Consider the following 20,657-nt stretch of genomic DNA (forward strand, 5'->3'; position numbering starts at 1 on the left):
CCCGCCCTCTTCAAGACGGATGATATTTGCCGCTTCTCAGCAGACGGCGCAAGACCAGCCAGCTGCCCAGCGGAGATGCACCCAGCAGCAGCATCAGCAGCGTGATGACCTGCGGTGAGTCGTTCACAGACAGCACCGCAATGAATACGAACACCCCTAGCAGCCGTCCGCTCATGAGGCTCAGCTCCCTCAGCACGACAAGCTCGACCCGTTTGCCGGCAGCCTCCGCAGACAGGCCCATCAAGTCAAAGCTGGTCGAAACCATAGGCAGCATATACAGCGGAATACAGAGCGAGGTTCCTATGCCCATTATCAGCAGCGTCCCGTAGCTGACTTTCCAGAGCAGCGGCGTAATCACAGCCACCAGCAGCAGGCCACCGGCCAACATGCCTGCGGAGCGGAATTTGGGCTTGAACCACTTACCGGCAACAAAATAACTGATTAGAGATACAGCTGAGGTAATTAGCGCAAACTGCCCCAGCTTGCTCTCCTCCCTAGCCGCTATGTACACCAATAAGCCGATCAGAAATGAAAAAACGCCCTCACGCAACCCTTGAAACAGCAGCGCAGCCGCTGCCGGTCTCCATGGGCTGCCGGCACGCCGGAGCTCTTTCCATGGCTCCAGCCACAGGTAGGTCCCTTCGCTCTTACGCTTCTGCAGCAGAAAGCTGAGAACGGCTGAAATACCATAAGTGCAGAGCGAGATTATAAATACGACGCGGTACCCGTGTTCTCCTGGCCACAGCGAGATCAGCCAACCGGAAACCCACGGTCCGACGATGCCGGTAAAGGAACCAAGCAGCCCCATCCACCCATTGAAGAAATCGCGGTTCACCGCTTCGGTAATTTCGAAAAATACGATGTTGAACGCCAGCCAGAAGAAGCCTATCGAGAGCCCCAGGATCAGGCCGAGCGGCCAGATATAATGTACTGCTTGTCCGCCCAGCCACAGCACCAGCAAATAAAAAAAGCCCGAAACGGCGATTCCCAGCCGCAGGGCATTCATCTTATTATGCTCCTTCACCCATTTGCCGCCCACCCAGAAGCTGAGGCCAACAGCCACCTGCTGAGCAACAGTAAACCAGCCGATCATGGCAAAATTTTGGCGGCTTTTCCACAGATAGACGTTCAGAAAAGTGCCTGCCAGCACACTCGCCAGCATATACAGCCCGGCCACGGCAAGCAGCAGAACCGCCTGATTACGCAATAAGCTTTTCATAATTAACCCCCTGCCTTTGGACATTCCTAGCTTTAATATGTCCAGAAAGCAGGGCTGACATGAATCGGCATTTATTCCGCAGAGGTGCTCAGGTTACGCACAAACTGAATACGGTCTTCCTGCGCCAGATTGTGCTGAACATGAAAACATGAAGGACATACATAGAGATTAAGCGCAAACGGCGCTTTCAATACAGCTCCACCCAGTGCTTCGGGAGCTGATGGCTCAAAGCTGTCTACCTTCTGTGTACCGGCAAGCACCATCAGTTCATGACATTGCGGGCACTCGGGCGCTTCAAGCTGTGCAGCAAGAATTGCAGAAACGCTATGCTCATAACGCTTCATATCATAATCGTCGCTGAATTGGCTGGCGGTATTGAAGATTGGCACTACGCTCTCCTTGTCGCTGTCGTCCCACAAGTCCTCATCGCTGATTTCCTCTGACTCCGGTTCGTCCTCAGTCTCCGGCTCGTCTTCTTCCAGATCGTCACTGCCCAGAGTGACTGTACGGTAGCCGCTAAGCTCATTGTTGCAGTGGGGGCAAGTCTCTTCGGGTCCAAATTCCTCGTCCCACACGATTTCGGTATGACACCAAGGGCATACGGTTGTTTCCATCACTAAAATCTCCTTCTTACCTCACATTTAAATTCAATTCACCATTAAATAAATAATACCGGCCGCTATAAAAGCCAGGGCAGAAAAAAACAGAATCCGGATCAGCATCTTCATGATTTTCCTACTCCCTGAGTTTAGAATATAGCGGCGCCAATTACATAAGACAGTGAAACCGAGATCAGCATGGCCGTCAATCCGACAGCACGGTTATCTGCGGCAATTTCATCATCAATTGAAAAAACAGGGGTTAAAAACTCGAACAAAAAATAAGCCAGCAAGAGCAGCAGAAATCCGACAACCGACCATTTCATCGTCTCGTAAATTGATGCCCCTGCCTGTATGCTGAAGCGCAGGATATTGCAAATGCCGAAGATTTTGCCGCCTGTCGCCATGGCTACCGCCAAATTCCCTTTGCGGATTTCTTCCCAGCAGTTATATTTCGTCACCATTTCAAAAAAGGACAGAAACACCACCAGCCCCAAAATCGCCACGGTGAAGTAACCGATCAGTGCGCCCAGCGGATGGCCCAGCATAAGATCAATAGTTTCTTGCATCTTTCCCCCTCTTTCCGCCAGGCTCCGCCGCTATTGCAGTTCAGCCACGGTTACGCCCGCGCCGCCCTCATTATAATTCCCGAGCCGGTAGCTTTTGACATGCTTATGCTTGCGCAAGTACTCCTGAATGCCTGTTCGCAGCACGCCGGTTCCTTTGCCGTGTATGATCGAAATCTGGCCCAGGTTGCCGAGAAAGGCTTCATCAATAAAGCGGTCGGTCTCCATGATTGCCTCTTCCAGGTTCGTCCCGCGCAAGTCCAGCTCACTGCGGATGTTCTCGTCACGGGTACGTTTCACTGTAGTAGCCCGGCGAAGCGCAGGAACGGGGACATCCGGGGCGGAAGCCAGGAACTCCAGATCGTTCAGATTAACCTTCATCTTCATAATGCCGAATTGCACCAGCGCTTCCTTCGTTCCGCTCAGCTCCACGACGAAGCCTTTCTGATTCACGCTCGGCAATTTGACTTCATCTCCGGGCTGAATCCGCCGCGGCGCTTTGCCGCTGCTGCTGCGGGATACCGCCTTCTTACGCGGTGCCGGCTCGGCTTCATCGAGGCGGCGGCGTGCTTCAATCAGCTTATGCTCCTTGACGGAGGCACCTTCCTCCATCGCCAGCCTCCGCAGATCGCTGATGATTTCCTCCGCTTCCTTACGCGCCTTGTCCAGAATGGCACTGGCGTCTTTCTCCGCCTTCTCCAGCCGCTTGTCACGCTGGCTCTCCAGCTTCTCCAGCTCCAGCTGCTGCCGGTTGCGGAATTCTTCCGCTTCACGGCGGACCACTTCGGCACGCTCGCGTTCATTCTCTGCACCCAGACGGTTCTCTTCAAGTGAAGCAATCATGTGCTCCACGCGCAGATCCTCTTCCTTGACCTCGCCGCGGGCATGCTCAAGAATGTCACTCTGCAGGCCGAGGCGTTCGGCAATGGCAAATGCGTTACTTCTGCCCGGCACACCAATCAGCAATCTATAGGTTGGGCTGAGACTTTGCACATCAAATTCCATGCTGGCATTGATGACCCCTTTGCGTTCATAGGCATAAGCCTTCAGTTCGCTGTAATGCGTGGTGGCCACCATCCGGCATTCTATCCGGTGAATATGCTCCAGAATCGCAATGGCGAGCGCCGAGCCTTCGGCCGGATCTGTTCCCGCTCCCACCTCATCCAGCAGGATCAGACTTTTCGGAGTCATACGCTTCAGTATGGAAATAATATTGGTCATATGGCTGGAAAAGGTACTGAGGCTCTGCTCAATGCTCTGTTCATCCCCAATATCGGCATAAATCGCATCAAATACACACATCTGGCTGCCTTCCTCTGCCGGAATGAACAATCCGGACATCGACATCAGACTCAGCAGGCCGATGGTCTTCAGCGTAACCGTCTTACCGCCCGTATTCGGCCCGGTAACGATGATTGAGCTGTATTGATTGCCAAGCTCCACATCCAAGGGAACGACTTGTTCCGCCGGAATAAGCGGGTGGCGTCCCTTGCGCAGCTTGAGGTAGCCACGATCATTCATCCGTGGCTGGGTCGCTTTCATATCGCGTGCCAGACGCGCCTTGGCAAAGATGAAATCAAGCTCGCCAAGGATATCGACATCATAGGTCATCTCTTCGGCAATGTCGCCTACCAGCGCGGTCAGCCGGTGGAGAATGATCTCAATCTCGCGTTCCTCGCGCAGGCGGGTCTCCCGCAGCTTATTATTCATCGCCACAATGGACTCCGGCTCAATGAACAGCGTTGCCCCCGAACCGGACTGGTCATGCACGATTCCGCCAAAATGGGCGCGGTATTCGGCCTTGACCGGAATGACAAACCGGTCACCGCGGATCGTCACCAGCTGATCCTGCAGCATCTTGGCCACTGAGGAGGAACGGATCATTGAATCCAGCTTTTCACGGATTCTCGTCTCCCCTCCGCGCAGCTCCCTGCGGATCGTGGCAAGCTCATGGCTTGCCGAATCGAGCACATCCGCATTCTCATCAATGCAGGCCCGGATGTCATCCTCTACATGCTTCTGCTCCGAGAGCAGATCGCTTAAGGCAAACAGAGAATGGATCTTCTCATCCTCATGCATGGCCGCCAGAAACCGCTTGACCCGGCGGGCTCCGCCAATGGTATTGCCAACCGACAGCAGCTCCGTCGTTCCCAGCATGCCGCCGATGGAGGCGCGTTTCAGCGCAGGTCGAATATCGCTGACCCCGCGGAAAGAAGGAATACCCTTCAACCGGTCAACGTTAGCCGCCTCATCCGTGGCCTGCAGCAGTTTCTTCACCCCTTCAAAATCACTGGAGGGCTTCAGGTCTTCCGCCGCCAGCCGTCCCATCGGAGTTTGCGTATATTGCATCAATTTATTTAAAATCTTGCGATATTCAAGCGTATGCAAAATCTTGTCGTCCAATTACTGTCACAGCTCCCTTCATAGATGTTTACATTATACCTAATTCGGCCCATTTGCGCTATTTAGGCATAGAATCGGCGATTCAGGTCACAATAACAACTGCACATATCCTTGAAACGAAGGCAAAGGAGGTTAGTTCAGTGAAATTTTTGGGTCATGTCGTCCGTTTCATCGTTGCAGCCATCGTGCTGCTGGTTGTCGGCTGGATTGTCCCGCAGTTTACGATCGGCGGTTTCTGGAGTGCGCTTGTCCTTGCCCTGGTGATCGCTCTGCTTGGCTGGGTTATTGAGGGCATCTTCGGCAAAAAAACAACGCCCTTCGGCCGCGGAATCGTCGGCTTTATCGTCAGCGCGTTAGTCATCTGGATCGCCCAGTTTGTCGTGAGCGGTGTCAGCGTCTCCATCCTTGGCGCACTTCTGGCAGCACTCGTCATAGGGATTATCGACCTGTTTCTGCCGGTATCCACTCCGTTCGAAGCGGGAAAATAACGTAACGGCCAGCAGAGGCTCTGCAGACAACGAAACCCCCTATTTCCGGATTATAACGGAATTAGGGGGTTTATTATAGTAACTTACGCATAGGACATGACCGGATCATCGTCATGGGCTACAGATGCGGTAACCACAGTATTCTTTCCGCTCCGCTTGGCTTTGTACAAGGCATTGTCTGTCTTGCGGAACAGCCGCTCTTTGCCGTCTCCGAGCTGGTAATCACATAACCCGATGCTGACCGTAATCGGCTTGTCCCCGGCATAGGGATGCTCCATCTGGGCGATATTTATCCGCATCTTCTCTGCAGCGGCATAAGCATCGTGAAAGCTTTTATCCGTGAAGATCACTGCGAATTCCTCACCGCCATACCTCGCCGAAAAATCATTTAAGCTGATCAGGCTGCCCATCTTGGCCGCAACCTCCTTCAGCACAAGGTCTCCGACCCAGTGTCCATAAGTATCATTCACCTGCTTGAAGTTATCAATATCAAACAGCGCCAGCTGCAGCCGCAGCCCGTTGCTTTCACACTGCTCCAGCAGCGAGTCCAGATATTCATGAAATGACTTGTGATTGTAAAGACCGGTAAGTGCATCAATCTTCAGCATCTTATCGGAAATTGCCCGCTCGACCATAAGTTCCTGTTCGGATATGGTCAGCTGCTCCAGATGCTCACGGGCTTCACGTGCCCGGACAATTACGGCCTGAGCCATTACAACGAACACAATAAACACGCACTCTACCATCAGAAACTCCAGCACCGGCTTGTCCAGCAACGGCCGTTCCAGCCCCAAATAAACACCGGCATAAAACAGTAAGCTAATCAGTCCCAATCCGTGCAGCAGTCTTTGATCGAAATAAACAAGCGCAATCATAATTGGCATCATCAGGGTCATTTGTGCACCGTCAACAAACGGCTCCAAGACGAAATACATCAAATAGGACACAATAAACCCGCAAACAACAACAGCCTGCTTGTGATATTGCAAGGTAGTGCGCAACCACATTTCGGCGAGTATCATCGCGATCACAATCATTATATTACATCCTATAAATAGGTGCCCCTTGCTCGGAATCAGCACCGTCTTGACTTCAGGCATATGGGTTGACAACATAAAGATGAGCTGGGCAGCCAGCATGAAAATTACCAGCACCCAATACCCGCTTAATATTCTCCGGTGCCATATCTCCGCGTTCAACGTATCATTAGCTAAATTGATGTATATCCCCTACTTCTAACCGTTAATATAATAGCTTTCATTATAATAAATTTAATTTATTTTTGCATCATTTATTTGCATTTTTCGACAAACTTCGGACATATTTTTAGACGAAATTTTGAGCCTGATTGTTTTTCAACAGTTTTGAAAAGTTTATCCAAGACTTCCGCTTAAAAGTAAGCTATGCTATTGTCACCGAACGGTATCAAAATATAGTTATAGGAGGATGAAGATGATCCGAAGATCAGCTATGCTGCTGTCCATCGCATTTGTTCTTATACTATCGGCCTGTAGTGGCGGCAACGGCAAGCAAGCCGGCTCCACCAGCAATAATGGCACTGCCGCTTCCGGCATCAAGCCGGAGGATGAACTCATCATTTCTGCTACGAATTACAGCTTTGACCAGGAGGAATATCATTTAAAAAAAGGCGTGCCGGTGGAGATCACCTTTAAGAACGAAAGCGGCAATCACGGAATTCTTGTTCCTGAGCTGGAGCTTCAATTAACCGCCAAGGATTCTTCCCGCGTCATTGTTCCAGAGGAAGCAGGAACCTTTGAAATGACCTGTGCAATCATGTGCGGCTCCGGGCACAGCTCGATGAGCGCCAAGATTATCGTGGAATAATAGCATACAGTTATCCGCAGATGCCAACTTGATATCTAACAAGTGGAAACGGCTTCGCCGTCCTCAAAAGGACGGTATCCGTTTCAGCGAGAAATAGAAGGATAATTTATAGCGTGAAGCATATAAATTCTTATATTTAGATAAAGACGGGGCCCAGGCAGAATTCACTGCCCGGGCCCCGTCTTTATCTTGCGTCCGCCATTCAACTATCCTGTTCGATCAGTTGAATCCATTCATTATATTCACTTTGCAGCTTGGCATATTCCCCTTGGAGATTGCGATGCTCCTGAGAGAGCTTATCCAGCTCACCTTGCCGCAGTTCGAACTGCGCCTGCACCAAACGAAGCTGGCCCTGCACGAGCTCGTAGCTCTCACCGATTTCTGCGAGCTGCTGCTGCACTTCGCTGCGCTCCCGGTTCATGGATTCAGCCTCGGCTTCGGCTTCTCCGGCCTGCTGCTGCCAGATCTCGATTTCCTCGCGCAGAGTGGCTTCCGCTTCGCTCCACTGCTGCTGACGCTGCTGAAGTTCTTCATATTTATGCTTCCAGGATGCCTCGTACTCCCGCGCTTCCTTCAGCACTTCCTGCTGCTCCGCTGCGGTTACGGCAGCTTCACGGCTGGCTTCGTAGAGCTCCTCGAGACGCCGTGTGGACTCTTCGCTTTCGGCTTCCAGCAGCTCGTATCTTTCGCGAAGCTGCTCGCCGTCCTGCAGAACATCATCATACTGCGCAATGAGTTCCTCATAACGCCCGCGCAGCGCCGAAAGTTCCTTGCGGGCTTCCGCTGCAGCTTCGCGCTGTGCTGCGCTCTCCATTTCCGCTTCTGCACGCAGTTGGGCCTCACGGTCCAGCTGCTGTACCATTCCGTCTGCCTGGCCGCGGAGCGTATCAATCTCACGCTGCAGTCCTGCTGACTTCTCTTCGGCTTCCAGAAGGTTCATCTCCAGCTCGCTGATATCCTCCATATGCTTGTCCGCAAGCTCCTGCCAGTTCCCGGCTTCTTCTGCTGTACGGGTAAGCTCCGCCTGTACGTTCAGCAAACTGTCCTTGGTTCCCTGCAGCGACTTGCGCAGCTCTGAGGATTCTTGCTGTGCCAGCTCATACCGCTGGCGTAGTCCTTCCAGCTCATCGCTGAGCAGCTCTCCCAATTCGGCGGCAGACCGCAGCTCCTTCTTGGTGTGGCTCAAGGTATCGGTTGTTGCCTGCAGCGATTCTCTGAGTTCTACGGCTTCGCGCTGTACCTGCTCATAACGCTGGCGCAGCTCTTCCAGCTCCCCATTCAGCAGTGTTCCCTGCTCCGTAGCGGAGCGCAGCTCTTCAGAAAGCTGCTCCTCCCGGCTTAGAACCGCTTCATATTGCGCCAGAAGCGTCGTACGGGCATCACGTTCACCCTTCAGCCCCGCTTCCGCCGCTCTCAGCCTGGACTGAAGCTGCCCGGTTCCGCCGCGCAGCTCGCTAAGCTGCTTCTCCAGCTCTCCGAGCTGCTGCTTATGCCGGTGCTCTTGGGTACCCTGTGACTGCCGCAGCTCCTTATTCTTGGCAAGCTCTTTCTGCAGCGCTTCTCTTTCGGTGCTGAGTTCTTTGTCCAGCGCGGATTTGGTATCCGCCAGTTCCTTGCTCAGCGAAGTGCGGATCTCCACAACCTCGCTTCCCAGCGACTCCCGGGTCTCGGCCAGTTCCTGCTGGAGAGCCGACAGCGTTTCCGCTTTCTCCTTGGACAGTGTCTCGCGGAGAAGCTCCAGCTCCTGCGCATGCGCCGCTTTCAGTACTTCCAGCTGCTCCAGACGTGCAGCTTCAAGCCGGTCCAGCTCCTGCCGGTGACTCTCGCGGGCAGCAGCCTGCTCATTCTCATTCGTATCCCGCAGCGCCTTCAGTTCCACCTCGCGGGCCTGAAGCTCTTCAGCCAGCTTATCCCGGTCCGCAGCGGCCGTCTTCCCTGCTTCAAGCAGCTGCTCGGCATGAACCTTGCGCTCCTGTTCCTGTATCTCCAAATGCCGTTTGCGTTCCTCTTCAGCGGCGGCAATCAGCCGTGCTGCATCTTCTTTGGCCGCAGCATCCAGCCGTTCGAATTCCTCCTGCCGCTCCCGCTGTACTTCGAGGAGACGTGATACCTCCACGCGCAGCTCCGTGCGCTCGCCGGTCAGCATATTCAGCTCATTCTTAAAGTCCTGAACCTGGATGGCCTGCTCTGCCATATGTACGGCTGCAAGCACCGCAATCCGCGGTGTATCCAGTCTGGAATGTGATTTGGAAATTGCGCGCATGTGCTCGTCCACATAACGGGCAACCTGCTTCATATATTCAGTGCTGCTTCCGACAAGTTTATAGGAAGTTCCATATATCTCCACGGCGACACGAGTCCGGTCCATAGCCACAGTTGTGCCCTCCTTTGTATGTGTGCGGATTCTAAGTTGCTATCCCTGCTTCTATTGTAGCGTTATTCTTAAACATTTGGCAAAAAAACGTCTTCATTATATTGATTTAGTCCATATCCGCCGAACCTTAAACTTATTAGAAAAAAGCCGCAGCGAATCTCTGGTTCTAAATGGATTCGCTGCGGCTTTGCACAATTCCTGCTACTTTCTTAATTCCGCACCAAAAGTTTGCTGAAGTGCGGAAACAACCTTATCATGCACTTCCCCAACTTCCTCGTCGGTCAGTGTATGTTCCGTATGACGGTAGAGCAGCGAGATCGCTACGCTCTTCTTCCCGCTTTCCATTTTGCCGCCGGTGTACACGTCGAATACCTGCACATTCTGCAGGAGTGTTCCTCCGTTCTCACGGATGGATGCCAGCAGATGGCCTGCCGGAACTTCCGAATCCACAACGACTGCAATATCCCGTTCCATTCCCGGGAAGCGCTGCAGTTCACTGTACTGCAGATTAGCCCGTGCGGACTCATAGAGCGGCTTCAGCAGGATCTCAGCTACATAGGTATCCTCCAGATCAAGCTTGCGCTGCAGTTCAGGATGAAGCTGGCCGATTGTTCCGATCTTCACGCGCCCTTCATCTCCCAGCAGATACACCGAAGCGGAACGGCCCGGATGATAGTCTTGCGGGGCATCAGCTTCGTAGACTACGCGTCCGGTAAGTCCCAGATGGGCAAACACGGTTTCCAGCGCGCCCTTAAGATCGAAGAAATCGACAGGCTCTGCCGTCACATTCCACTGTTTGGCTGCGCGGCTTCCGCTCAGCAGCAGTCCCAGCACCGGCAGCTCACGCGGCTGGCGGGTGAGCTGCTCTTCATCGGTGAAGAAGACATTGCCGATTTCGAACAGCGCCAGATCGCTTTGCCGGCGGTTGGTATTGTAGAGGGCAATATCCAGCAGCTGCGGAATGAGGCTGGTACGCAGCACGCTGCGTTCCTCGCTCATCGGCATGGCAAGCTTCACAGAAAGTTGACCTTCCGCAAGCGCAGGGAACCATTTGCTCTGCTCCGGCTGAATGAAGGAATAACCCATGACCTCCTGATATCCGCCAAGGGACAGCAGGCGGCGCAGCTCGCGGCGCAGGAACTGCTGTCTAGTGAGTGCTCCAGGAGTGGTAATACCTTCCATCAGGGTTGTCGGGATATTGTCATAGCCATACAAACGGGCAATCTCTTCAATGAGATCCACATCATAGCTGATGTCGCCGCGTCTGGTTGGCACCTGAACTTCAACGACTCCCTGGGAGGCATCGCCGCATTTGAAATGCAGACGGCCAAACAATGTCTTCACTTCCAGCAGCGACAGCTCCGTGCCGAGATAGTTGTTCAACTTCTCCAGCGACAAGGTCAGAACCTTCTCCTGTACAGAGTCTCCTCCTGCCTGAACAATGCCTTCATGCACTGAACCCCCGGCATAACGCGCAATCAGCGCTGCCGCCCGGTCCAATGCCGGAATTACGGCATTCGGATCCACTTCTTTCTCGAAGCGCAATGATGCTTCAGAGCGGAGGCCGAACTGGCGTGAAGCCTTACGGACCGTTCCACCGTCGAATTTGGCCGATTCCAGCACCAGATTCACTGTTTCTCCAGTTACTTCCGTTGCCAGTCCGCCCATCACTCCGGCAAGCGCTACGGCTTTTGCCCCATCGGCGATCACAAGCATTTGCGGCTCCAGCTTGCGTTCTTGCCCGTCGAGCGTAGTCAGAACCTCGCCTTCCTGCGCAAAGCGGACGCCAAGCACGCCGCCTTCCACCTTGTCACTGTCAAAGGCATGCAGCGGCTGTCCGTATTCCAGCATGACGTAGTTAGTGATATCCACGATGTTATTGATCGGACGGACACCTGCAGCCATCAGCCGGTTCTGAATCCAGAGCGGAGAAGCAGCAGGCTTCACTCCGGTAATATAGCGAACTGCATAGCGGGAACAGTATTCGTCATTCTCGATTTTTACAGAAATAGAGTCGGATGCCTTGCCCCCGGTCTCTACCAGATCCGCTGCTGGATCAGGCAGCTTCAGATCCCGGCCAAGAATCGCGCTTACCTCATAGGCCGCGCCAATCATGCTTAGGCAATCGGAGCGGTTCGGTGTCAGATCGAATTCAAGAATTTCATCATTCAGGCCCAGAACCTTCAGGATATCCTGGCCGATCTCGGTATTCTCAGGCAGAACAAGAATGCCTTCCTGCAGTTCTTTCGGCAGCAGCTTGTCATTCAGCCCAAGCTCCTTGGCCGAGCAGATCATGCCTTGCGACAATACGCCGCGCAGCTTGGCTTTTTTGATGTCCAGACCCGGAAGCTTCGCGCCTACCAAGGCTACAGGTACCTTTTGTCCCGCTTCGACATTCTTTGCTCCGCATACGATCTGCAGATCCTCGCCCTGTCCTGCATCCACGATACATACGTTCAGCTTATCGGCATCGGGATGTTTTTCTTTCGATTTCACATATCCGGTTACAATCCCGGAAAGCCCCTTGTTGCGGCGCTCGACACCGTCAATCTCGATGCCTGCAGTGGTGATTTTGTCCGCCAGCTCTTCAGCGGTTACTCCCTCTAACGATATATAATCAGCCAGCCATCCGGTTGATACTTTCATGTCCGCTCACTTCCTTTATTTCAGATGTATTTATCTACCAGCCCGCTCACCCGTCAAAAATCTAAATGCCCTTGAACTGCTTCACGAAGCCCATATCATTGGTATAGAAATAACGGATGTCGTCGATCCCGTATTTCAACATGGCAATCCGCTCCGCACCTACGCCGAAGGCGAAGCCGCTATACTCCTCAGGGTCGTATCCGCCCATTCTGAGTACATTCGGATGCACCATGCCAGCGCCGAGGATTTCCAGCCAGCCGCTCTGTTTGCACAGCCGGCAGCCGTCTCCGCCGCATTTGAAGCAGCTGACATCAACTTCAACGCTAGGCTCGGTGAATGGGAAGAAGCTCGGACGAAGGCGGATCCCCGCACTCGGGCCGAACATTTCTTTCATGAACTGCTGCAATGTACCCTTCAAGTCACTCATGCGGATTCCCCGTCCAATGACCAGACCTTCGATTTGATGGAACTGGAAGGAGTGGGTGGCGTCATCATCATCGCGGCGGAACACTTTGCCCGGACAGATGATTTTGACCGGTGTTTCACCCTGCATTGCCTGCATGGTGCGGATCTGCACCGGAGAGGTCTGCGTACGCATCAGGAGATCATCCGTCAAATAGAAGGAATCCTGCATATCGCGTGCCGGATGGTTCTTCGGCAGATTAAGCGCCTCGAAGTTATAGTAATCCGTCTCTACTTCAGGGCCTTCTGCTACCCGGTAGCCCATGCCGATGAAGATATCTTCAATCTCCTGCACCACCCGAGTTAGCGGATGAATTCCGCCTTGCGGCAACCCGCGGCCCGGCAGCGTAACATCCACTTTCTCTGCCCGCAGGCGGTTCAGCGTTTCCTGCTGCTGGAATGCCTCCTGCTTGGAGCCGATAATATCTTCTATCGCGCTGCGCACCAGATTCGCCACCTGGCCGATTACCGGACGCTCTTCCGCGCTAAGCCCTCCCATTCCCCGCAGAACCTCGGTTAATTCGCCTTTTTTGCCCAGATACTTCACGCGTAAGTCATTCAGAACCTGCGGATCTGTTACTTCCTGCAGCTTAGCCAATGCCTCAACCTTCAACGCTTCCAGCTTCTCTTTCATGGCGTGTACTGCCCCCTTAATCATCATATTGTCAACAAAAAAAGGCCTTTCCTCCCGGTAAGGGACGAAAAGACCGTGGTACCACCCTTGTTAGGCTGCCGTACCACTTCCCTTAAGAGCTGTATTCCCTCTTTCGGTGCGGTAAAGACATGCCTCACTTTAACAGAAATAACGGTCTGCGGCCGGTTTCCCCTACTGTCTTCCTTCAAAAAGGTCTTGAAGTGAATTCAGGGAACTGCTCCGGAGTGAACTTCGGCAGCTCTGCTCTCCTAGAAACGCTCTCAATCTGCGGCGTTTCCTCCCTGTAAGCCAGGCACTGCGTACTCTTCTCCATCACTGCATTTATTATGATGTTGCTGGGAAACTGCATCTTCTTACTCAGAAGATATGTCTATTCATTATATGCACAAAATGTCGTTTTGACAAGCCGACAAATTCAGAGGAATTAATCCCTAAACTCGCCGGGAACGAACCTGCTAACCTTTAATATAGTGGACGGGAGCGGCAGCTATGATATTTTAGTGACTTAGCACAGAAAGGGAGTATCGTTTGTAGAAAACTTGGGTAATAGGACTCAGGGGTTGGAGTATGAATAAGCCTGTACTATACATAATGTTTAAATCTGATGCTAATTATATCAAGATCCCCATCTCCTCCCCGGCTTACCGGATCGCTTGATGACCCGAACGGTCGGCTGGCAGGGGATTTTGGGCATTTCAGGCTCGGATCAACCTCTTATATTCCATACTCGGCCCGGATGCCCTAAGCAGGACGTCCTACATACTGATGAGAAGGATCCCTAATCGTACTGGAAGCACTATGTTTCTATGACTATTTGAAAGACACTCTCTCGTTGTCCCTGCGGCCAATTACCCGCAGCTGGGATTAGTTCCGCATAGGTATCATCTACTATCAAAGAGATTTCTCAAAGTTTTATGCGGGGAGAGGATGACAGTGGCTTTATACAAAATCAAAAACACACGCAGATTAATCCTTTTATTTGTCGCTATCTCCGTTATTCTGGCGGGCATCAGCACCGCTTCTCTGCTGTATCTGAACCACACAATTAACCGGCTTTCAGATTCACTGTACAGCGATGTCTACCAAAATTCAGAGCTGATTCTGAATGCCGACCGGGATCTTCATCAGGCTGCCCTTGCGCTGCACACCGTGATGAACCGGAACATTACGCGTGAACAGCGCGGCCTGCTGTCTCAGGAGTATCATGACAATAATGCCCAGGTGAAGCAGCGGCTGGGCATGGTCAGCTGCAACATCAACGCTATGAATCATCCGGAAAAGAGGATGACACAGAGCAATCGGCTGCTCTCCCAGCTGAGAAACGAGCTGCTGAGCTTCGAAGACGCTTTTGAAAGCTGGAAGAATACCGGGCAGAAACTGATCTCCCGGCGTATGGAAAGCAATTGGAACCCGGATACGTACTCAGCTATCATGATCAACACCCGGCTGAGTGAGGTCCGCAGCAGTCTGGATCAATCCGAGAACCTGATCGATAACTACGGACAGCAGATTACCCAAGAGTTCCGTGAGCGAAAAAGCACCCTCTTCGCGGCCTACTCCCTGATCTTGTTCCTGCTTATGCTCGTTATTATTTATCTCTGCCGCAGAGTAGTTTCGCTGCAAAGTGAGATGCAGGAAGATCAATCCCTTTACCAGCTGATCGGTGAGACCATGTCTGACTTCATTATTTTGACCGATCCAAACGGTATGATCCTGTACGCCTCACCTTCCCATTCCAGCGTGCTTGGCTACGTGCCGGACAAAGGTGTTCCTCTTTCCAACTACATCCGCGAAGCTGAAATCTCCTGGGCGAAGCTGAAGAGTGTGGTTCAGGGGACTCCACGAATTTCGGAGCTGCGCATGCGTTCGGCAAAAGGCCACTGGGTGTGGCTGGAAACGAAAATCTCACCGATCACCGGCAGCCATGCTTTTCCCGCGCAGTATATGCTTATCTCTCGTGAGATTACCCAGCGTAAGCAACATGAGGAACGGCTCCACAAGCTGGCCTTCTATGACCATTTAACAGCAATCCCCAATAGAGCCCATTTTAAAATGTACATGGAGAACCTGATTAATCAGCCTGAGGACCGCAGACAGGAAATAGCAGTTGCGCTGCTCGACTGCGACAGGTTCAAGCAGCTTAATGATACCCTTGGCCACTTGGCCGGAGATGAATTCCTGCAGCTGCTCTCCCGTGAGCTGCAGCAGACGGTTAAAGGATTCGGTCAGGCGTTCCGCATCGGCGGCGATGAGTTCGCCGTCGTGCTTCACCGCTTTACCAATCCAGAGATGCTGAACGAAATGCTGGACCGTTTACTTCAGCTGTTCAACAAATCCTGGTCTGTCAACCAAGGCTCCAGCTTTCATACTTCCGCCAGCATCGGCGTAGCCCTATATCCGCAGCATGGCGGAAGTATCAACGAACTGCTGCGCGCCGCCGACCTGGCGATGTACCGCTCCAAAAACAGCGGCGGTAACGAAGCCAATCTATACAATAAGCTTGTGGATGAAGAACATTCAGACAAGCATAAATAAAGAAACAGGCAGCAAAACAGGCTGTTCCGGAATCACTGCCCAAACGGCGGCGATGCTGGAACAGCCTTTATCAGCTGAGTGGCTATCCGTTTCTTCTATATCTTAACTTCAGCTGCTTAACTGAAGCGGATTATCTCCATCGCCGCTGCTTGCACTGCTGCGGTCTTGCACCACTACCTTAAGCAGCGCTTCACTGCCGGAGCAGTCTATAAAGCGGTCTCCGCTACCCTTCTCTTCCCAGTCATTCAGCCGCAAAATATATCCAACCGACTCTGTTCCCGGCACCACTTCGATCCGTGCTACCGCACGTCCATCCTCCATCTGCCGGAAATCGCACTGCCCATCCTGGATGCCTGTACCCCACACCCAAAGATTCCAGCCGCGGTAATCGCCGTCGGGGCGGTCATAATGAACCTCAATGATCTTTGCCCGCGGTGCAGGCTCGCCGTAGACATCATACAGTACCATCATCGACAGTCCTTCAAGCTCTACTGCATGATCTGTGGCAATACGGAAGGCTTCTGTACCGGCACCGGAATGATCCACCACAATGTTCCAGCAGCCGCCTGTCTCAGGCAGCTGCTGAGTAACAGGCCCCCAATTGGCGTTGAAAATAACAACGATATTGTTCCAGACATCACCGCCTGCATTATCCTTCAGCTGATAAGCGACGACGCCGTCTTCACAGCGCAGGAACTCCAGTGAGCGCTCGATCTCCTGCCGTCCATGCAGACGGAAGGCCGGATGCTTGCGCCGCAGCTCAATAAGCCCTTTATAATATTGAAAGACAGGCATAAATGTCTCTTTGTTATCCCAGCGGATCGCATTGACCACATCAGGGGAACGGTAGCTGTTATGATCCCCGTATTTGCTGCGCAGCATTTCATCTCCGGCATGCAGAAAAGGAATGCCCTGGGAGGTTAAAATGATCCCGTTAGCCAGCAGGGATCGGCGCACAGTTTCATTGTCAAGAACATCCTGCGGGTCGATTGCGAAGTACGGATTTGCTTTAGCGACCGCCTTTTCGACCTCTCCGCCGCCCTTCAATCTTCCATTCTCCAGTTCAGGCAGATCCGCCGCCTGGCGCTGGCCTTGGGAAGCAAGCACCTTATCCCACAGATTCAAGTTATCATGAGCGGTAACATAATTCACCGTTTCGACAGGCGAGTCGGTAAATTCATGAATCGCTCCTTTTATTCCCGACGCCACTGCGCCTTCTTTGCCATATTCACCGGTTGCGAAGCCTTTGCCCCAACCATCGCTGTCGCCTTTTATTGCCGCACGGAAGTTGTCATTGAACACGGCATAACCTTTGCCCCGCTGCACACCCTTCAGCGTTTTGTCCGCCAGTGGAGAGTCCCCTCCTGTCCACGGCTCCCCGTAGATCAGCAGATTCGGATTAATGGCAAGGCGCAGCTCTTCCGTAATTTCGCGCATGGTTACGCTGTCCATCAGACCCATCAGATCAAAGCGGAACCCGTCGATATGATACTCCGAAGCCCAGTATAACAAGGAGTCCTTAATATATTTGCGCACCATAGGCCGCTCTGTGGCAATTTCGTTGCCGACGCCCGAACCGTTGGACAGTCTACCCAAATAATCATGACGGTAGAAATACTCCGGCACCAGCGGCTCGAATGGCCCCTTCTCAACAGAATACGTATGGTTGTACACCACATCCATAATGACCGAAATGCCTCGGCTGTGCAGTGCCTGCACCATTTCTTTGAATTCACGGATCCGGGTCCCGGGTTCAGCCGGATTCGTACTGTAGGACCCTTCGGGTACATTATAATGCTGTGGATCATAACCCCAGTTATATTCGCTGTAATGTCCCGCTTCGGTGTCCAGACCATTTGCATTCAGTTCGTTTACCGTCTGGAAATCGAATACCGGCATTAGATGCACGTGGGTAATTCCCAGTTCAGCCAAATGATCAATCCCCAGTGCATTCCCTGCGGAATCACGTAATCCGGTTTCCGTAAAAGCTTTGAACTTCCCCTTATGCAACATGCCAGAGCTCTCATGGGCGGAGAAATCCCGTACATGCAGCTCATAAATTACCGCATCTGCGGGATGTTGCAACTGGGGTGAACGGTCCTCTGCCCAGGAGGGCGGATCGGTCTCACGCAAATCCACAATCGCCGACCTCACCCCGTTCGCCGAAACAGCGGTTGCATAGGGATCGGCGGCCTCCCTTATACTGCCGTCGGCAAATACGGTGCGGTACATATAATATTTGCCTTTCAGATCTCCGGTAAGCTGCGCCTGCCAAACACCGCCATCCTGGCGCTGCATGGGGATAATCACTCCACTGTCTTTGGAATAAACGGCTGATACATCTGCGCCGGTCCCGCCGGTCTCGTACAATACAACCGATACGGTAAAGGCCGTCGGGGCCCATACTTTAAACTGGCTGCAGCCTGCAGTGTAGGTTAGTCCAAGGTCTTTGCCTTCATAAGTCTCTATTATTGTCTCTGTATTTATATAATTGCTATTCATGTATTCCACCATCCCCCTGTTCTCCGCCATATTGCCGGATAACGGTTTACTTCACTTAAATCCAACTATTTCCACTATGGAAGAAATTAATACTTGCACAGATCTGCAAGCGAAGTCTATAGAGTACTGTCTTTCTTTTGAATCATAATATAATATGTAACACTATGTTCACAGGTTTGGGTTCCACCCGTTTTATGTGCCCACATTCTATTATCGGCTGCTGCGCCCAGGTATTTGAGCTTGTCCTTATAAATGACAGCACGAACAAAAGATGATGTACTGCCGCTGACAACAAAAAAACGGCCTCCTATAGAGGAGGCCGGCAGTAGTAGTTGGAAGAGTGAATTGCCTAAACGGATAATGCAAGAAAGCTTTGCGAATTTACTTCACGCTGCTCTGCACAAGTGCAGCAACTTCCTCGGCGGTGCCAAGCTGAAGTGCTTTAGCAGCCATTTCCTTCATATCTGCAGCGGACAGCTTAGAAATCTGGCTGCGTGCAGGCAGGATGGAGGTTGCGCTCATGCTGAACTCATCGAGGCCCAGACCGAGCAGCAGCGGAATCGCTGTGCTGTCGCCGGCCATTTCGCCGCACATGCCGGTCCATTTGCCTTCGGCATGGGCTGCGTCGATAACGATTTTGACCAGACGCAGGATCGCCGGATTGTATGGCTGATACAGGTAGGATACCCGTTCATTCATACGGTCGGCAGCCATCGTATATTGAATAAGATCGTTGGTACCGATACTGAAGAAATCCACTTCTTTGGCGAACTGGTCAGCCAGAACCGCCGTTGATGGAATTTCTACCATGATGCCCAACTGAATGTTGTCCGATACTTCCTTGCCTTCTTCGCGCAGCTTAGCCTTTTCTTCCAGCAGCAGATCGCGGGCTGCACGGAATTCGCCGAGCGTAGCGATCATCGGGAACATGATGCGCAGGTCACCGTGAGCACTTGCTCTAAGCAAAGCGCGCAGCTGGGTGCGGAAAATATCCTGACGGTCCAGACACAGGCGGATCGCACGGAATCCAAGGAACGGGTTCATTTCCTTCGGCAGATCCAGGTAAGGCAGCTCCTTGTCGCCGCCGATATCCAGTGTGCGCACAACAACCGGCTTGCCGTTCATGTTCTCAAGCACAGTGCGGTAAGCATTGTACTGAATTTCCTCGGAAGGCAGCTTGTCACGGCCCATGTACAGGAACTCGGTGCGGTACAGACCTACACCTTCGCCGCCGTTCTCGATCACACCGTTCACATCATTAGGTGTGCCGATGTTGGCAGCTAGTTCTACATGTTTGCCGTCAGCCGATACGGTCGGCTCATCGCGGAGTTTTTTCCACTCGGCAATTTGCAGATCATAGGCTTCCTGCTTAGCTTTATATTCGGCGACTTCAGCATCGCTCGGGTTGATTAGAACATCTCCGCTCAAACCGTCGACAATCACCAGATCTCCCGCCTTGACTTCAGACAGTACATTCTTGGTGCCGACTACCGCCGGAATTTCCAGGGACCGGGCCATGATGGCCGAGTGCGAGGTGCGTCCGCCGATATTCGTCGTGAAGCCCTTCACGTATTTACGATTAAGCTGCGCCGTGTCGGATGGAGTCAAATCCAGGGCAATGACGATAACCTCTTCATTGATTTCCGCAGGACTTACATAGTGAATACCCAGCAGGTGGTTCAGGATGCGTTTGGTTACATCGCGCATATCAGCGGCACGTTCCTGCAGGTAAGCACTTTTCATATTTTCGAACATTTCGATAAACTGAGTGGCAACTTCATTTAGGGCATAGTCCGCATTAACCGATTCCTCGCGGATTTTATCCATTACGGGACTGATGAGTTCGGGGTCTTCAAGAATCAGCAGATGGGATTCGAAAATCTCCGCCTTCTTCTCGCCCAATTCAGCGAGCGTGCGCTCCTTAATGCCCTGCAGCTCGCCCTTGGATTTCTCCAGGGCGCTCTCCAGTTTGGCAATCTCGGCTTCCACATCGCTTACAGCAGTCTTCGTGATTGTATAATCCGGATGTTCCAGGATAAATGCACGGGCTACGGCAATACCTGCTGAAGCCGCGATTCCTGAAATTTTATTCATGGAGCTCTCCCAGCCCTTCTTTAATCATCACATCTTGCAGTGCGCTCAGTGCTTCCGCTTCTTCACTGCCTTCAGTAATCAGACTCAAGGTATCGCCAGCTTCAAGACCCAAAGACAATACGCCGAGAATGGATTTAAGTGTTACTTTTTTACCTTTGGCTTCCGCGAATGCTTCTGTGCCTTTAAACTTTGTTGCTGTATTTACCAGCGCTGTTGCTGGGCGTGCGTGAATTCCGTCTTCGTCAATAATTCTGAATGTTTTTTGCATG

14 protein-coding genes and 1 other annotated feature are annotated in these 20,657 nt (G+C 52.4%); of the genes, 3 read left to right on the forward strand and 11 right to left on the reverse strand.

Going from position 1 to position 20,657, the window contains the following annotated elements; genetic code table 11:
• Positions 1–10 precede the first annotated feature (10 nt).
• The 4 genes from ACAN56_RS24660 to ACAN56_RS24675 all read right to left on the reverse strand — a co-directional run bounded on the left by ACAN56_RS24660 (position 11) and on the right by ACAN56_RS24675 (position 4,787).
• Positions 11–1,219, reverse strand: coding sequence for an MFS transporter (locus ACAN56_RS24660; RefSeq protein WP_379146102.1), 1,209 nt, complete (start codon positions 1,217–1,219; stop codon positions 11–13).
• A 71-nt stretch (positions 1,220–1,290) separates the two neighbouring features.
• Positions 1,291–1,833 (reverse strand): hypothetical protein, encoded by a 543-nt coding sequence (locus ACAN56_RS24665; protein ID WP_340893814.1) that lies wholly within the window; start codon positions 1,831–1,833, stop codon positions 1,291–1,293.
• A gap of 134 nt (positions 1,834–1,967) precedes the next feature.
• The gene (locus ACAN56_RS24670; RefSeq protein ID WP_038588259.1) at positions 1,968–2,387 is read right to left on the reverse strand and encodes a DUF350 domain-containing protein; all 420 of its coding nucleotides are present in this window, start codon (positions 2,385–2,387) and stop codon (positions 1,968–1,970) included.
• Positions 2,388–2,417: 30 nt separating this feature from the next.
• On the reverse strand, positions 2,418–4,787 hold the full coding sequence (locus ACAN56_RS24675) for an endonuclease MutS2 (protein ID WP_038588256.1): 2,370 nt from the start codon (positions 4,785–4,787) through the stop codon (positions 2,418–2,420).
• 140 nt (positions 4,788–4,927) lie between these two features.
• Here ACAN56_RS24675 and ACAN56_RS24680 point away from each other — a divergent pair, with 140 nt between their 5' ends.
• Positions 4,928–5,275 (forward strand): phage holin family protein, encoded by a 348-nt coding sequence (locus ACAN56_RS24680; RefSeq protein ID WP_038588253.1) that lies wholly within the window; start codon positions 4,928–4,930, stop codon positions 5,273–5,275.
• A gap of 83 nt (positions 5,276–5,358) precedes the next feature.
• Here ACAN56_RS24680 and ACAN56_RS24685 read toward each other — a convergent pair whose 3' ends face one another.
• A complete protein-coding gene (locus ACAN56_RS24685) occupies positions 5,359–6,429 on the reverse strand; it encodes a GGDEF domain-containing protein (RefSeq protein ID WP_052091934.1) in 1,071 nt (356 codons plus the stop codon).
• Positions 6,430–6,727: 298 nt separating this feature from the next.
• Here ACAN56_RS24685 and ACAN56_RS24690 point away from each other — a divergent pair, with 298 nt between their 5' ends.
• Positions 6,728–7,120, forward strand: coding sequence for a cupredoxin domain-containing protein (locus tag ACAN56_RS24690; RefSeq protein ID WP_379146103.1), 393 nt, complete (start codon positions 6,728–6,730; stop codon positions 7,118–7,120).
• Positions 7,121–7,322: 202 nt separating this feature from the next.
• Here the strand turns inward: ACAN56_RS24690 and ACAN56_RS24695 are convergent, their stop codons facing one another.
• The 3 genes from ACAN56_RS24695 to pheS all read right to left on the reverse strand — a co-directional run bounded on the left by ACAN56_RS24695 (position 7,323) and on the right by pheS (position 13,236).
• The gene (locus tag ACAN56_RS24695) at positions 7,323–9,488 is read right to left on the reverse strand and encodes a cell division protein ZapA (protein WP_231578466.1); all 2,166 of its coding nucleotides are present in this window, start codon (positions 9,486–9,488) and stop codon (positions 7,323–7,325) included.
• Between the two features lie 207 nt (positions 9,489–9,695).
• On the reverse strand, positions 9,696–12,140 hold the full coding sequence (pheT, locus tag ACAN56_RS24700; RefSeq protein ID WP_038588244.1) for a phenylalanine--tRNA ligase subunit beta: 2,445 nt from the start codon (positions 12,138–12,140) through the stop codon (positions 9,696–9,698).
• A 61-nt stretch (positions 12,141–12,201) separates the two neighbouring features.
• Positions 12,202–13,236: a phenylalanine--tRNA ligase subunit alpha gene (gene pheS / locus ACAN56_RS24705; RefSeq protein WP_038588242.1), complete on the reverse strand. Its 1,035-nt coding sequence runs from the start codon at positions 13,234–13,236 to the stop codon at positions 12,202–12,204.
• 57 nt (positions 13,237–13,293) lie between these two features.
• Positions 13,294–13,582, reverse strand: a binding site (T-box leader).
• A gap of 608 nt (positions 13,583–14,190) precedes the next feature.
• On the opposite strand from pheS, the gene ACAN56_RS24710 reads away from it, so the two are divergent.
• Positions 14,191–15,792, forward strand: coding sequence for a diguanylate cyclase domain-containing protein (locus ACAN56_RS24710; RefSeq protein ID WP_341119805.1), 1,602 nt, complete (start codon positions 14,191–14,193; stop codon positions 15,790–15,792).
• Positions 15,793–15,900: 108 nt separating this feature from the next.
• Here the strand turns inward: ACAN56_RS24710 and pulA are convergent, their stop codons facing one another.
• The 3 genes from pulA to ACAN56_RS24725 all read right to left on the reverse strand — a co-directional run bounded on the left by pulA (position 15,901) and on the right by ACAN56_RS24725 (position 20,656).
• Positions 15,901–18,294, reverse strand: coding sequence for a type I pullulanase (gene pulA / locus ACAN56_RS24715; protein ID WP_379146104.1), 2,394 nt, complete (start codon positions 18,292–18,294; stop codon positions 15,901–15,903).
• Between the two features lie 381 nt (positions 18,295–18,675).
• A complete protein-coding gene (ptsP, locus tag ACAN56_RS24720) occupies positions 18,676–20,388 on the reverse strand; it encodes a phosphoenolpyruvate--protein phosphotransferase (protein WP_038588239.1) in 1,713 nt (570 codons plus the stop codon).
• Positions 20,381–20,656 carry an HPr family phosphocarrier protein gene (locus ACAN56_RS24725; protein ID WP_038599075.1) on the reverse strand — a complete coding sequence of 92 codons (276 nt, stop codon included), beginning with the start codon at positions 20,654–20,656 and terminating at the stop codon, positions 20,381–20,383. The genes ptsP and ACAN56_RS24725 overlap by 8 nt, the downstream gene beginning before the upstream one ends.
• Position 20,657 lies beyond the last annotated feature (1 nt).

The sequence above is a fragment of the Paenibacillus paludis genome, from assembly GCF_042610515.1.
In the GTDB taxonomy this organism is placed as follows: Bacteria; Bacillota; Bacilli; order Paenibacillales; family Paenibacillaceae; genus Paenibacillus_AQ.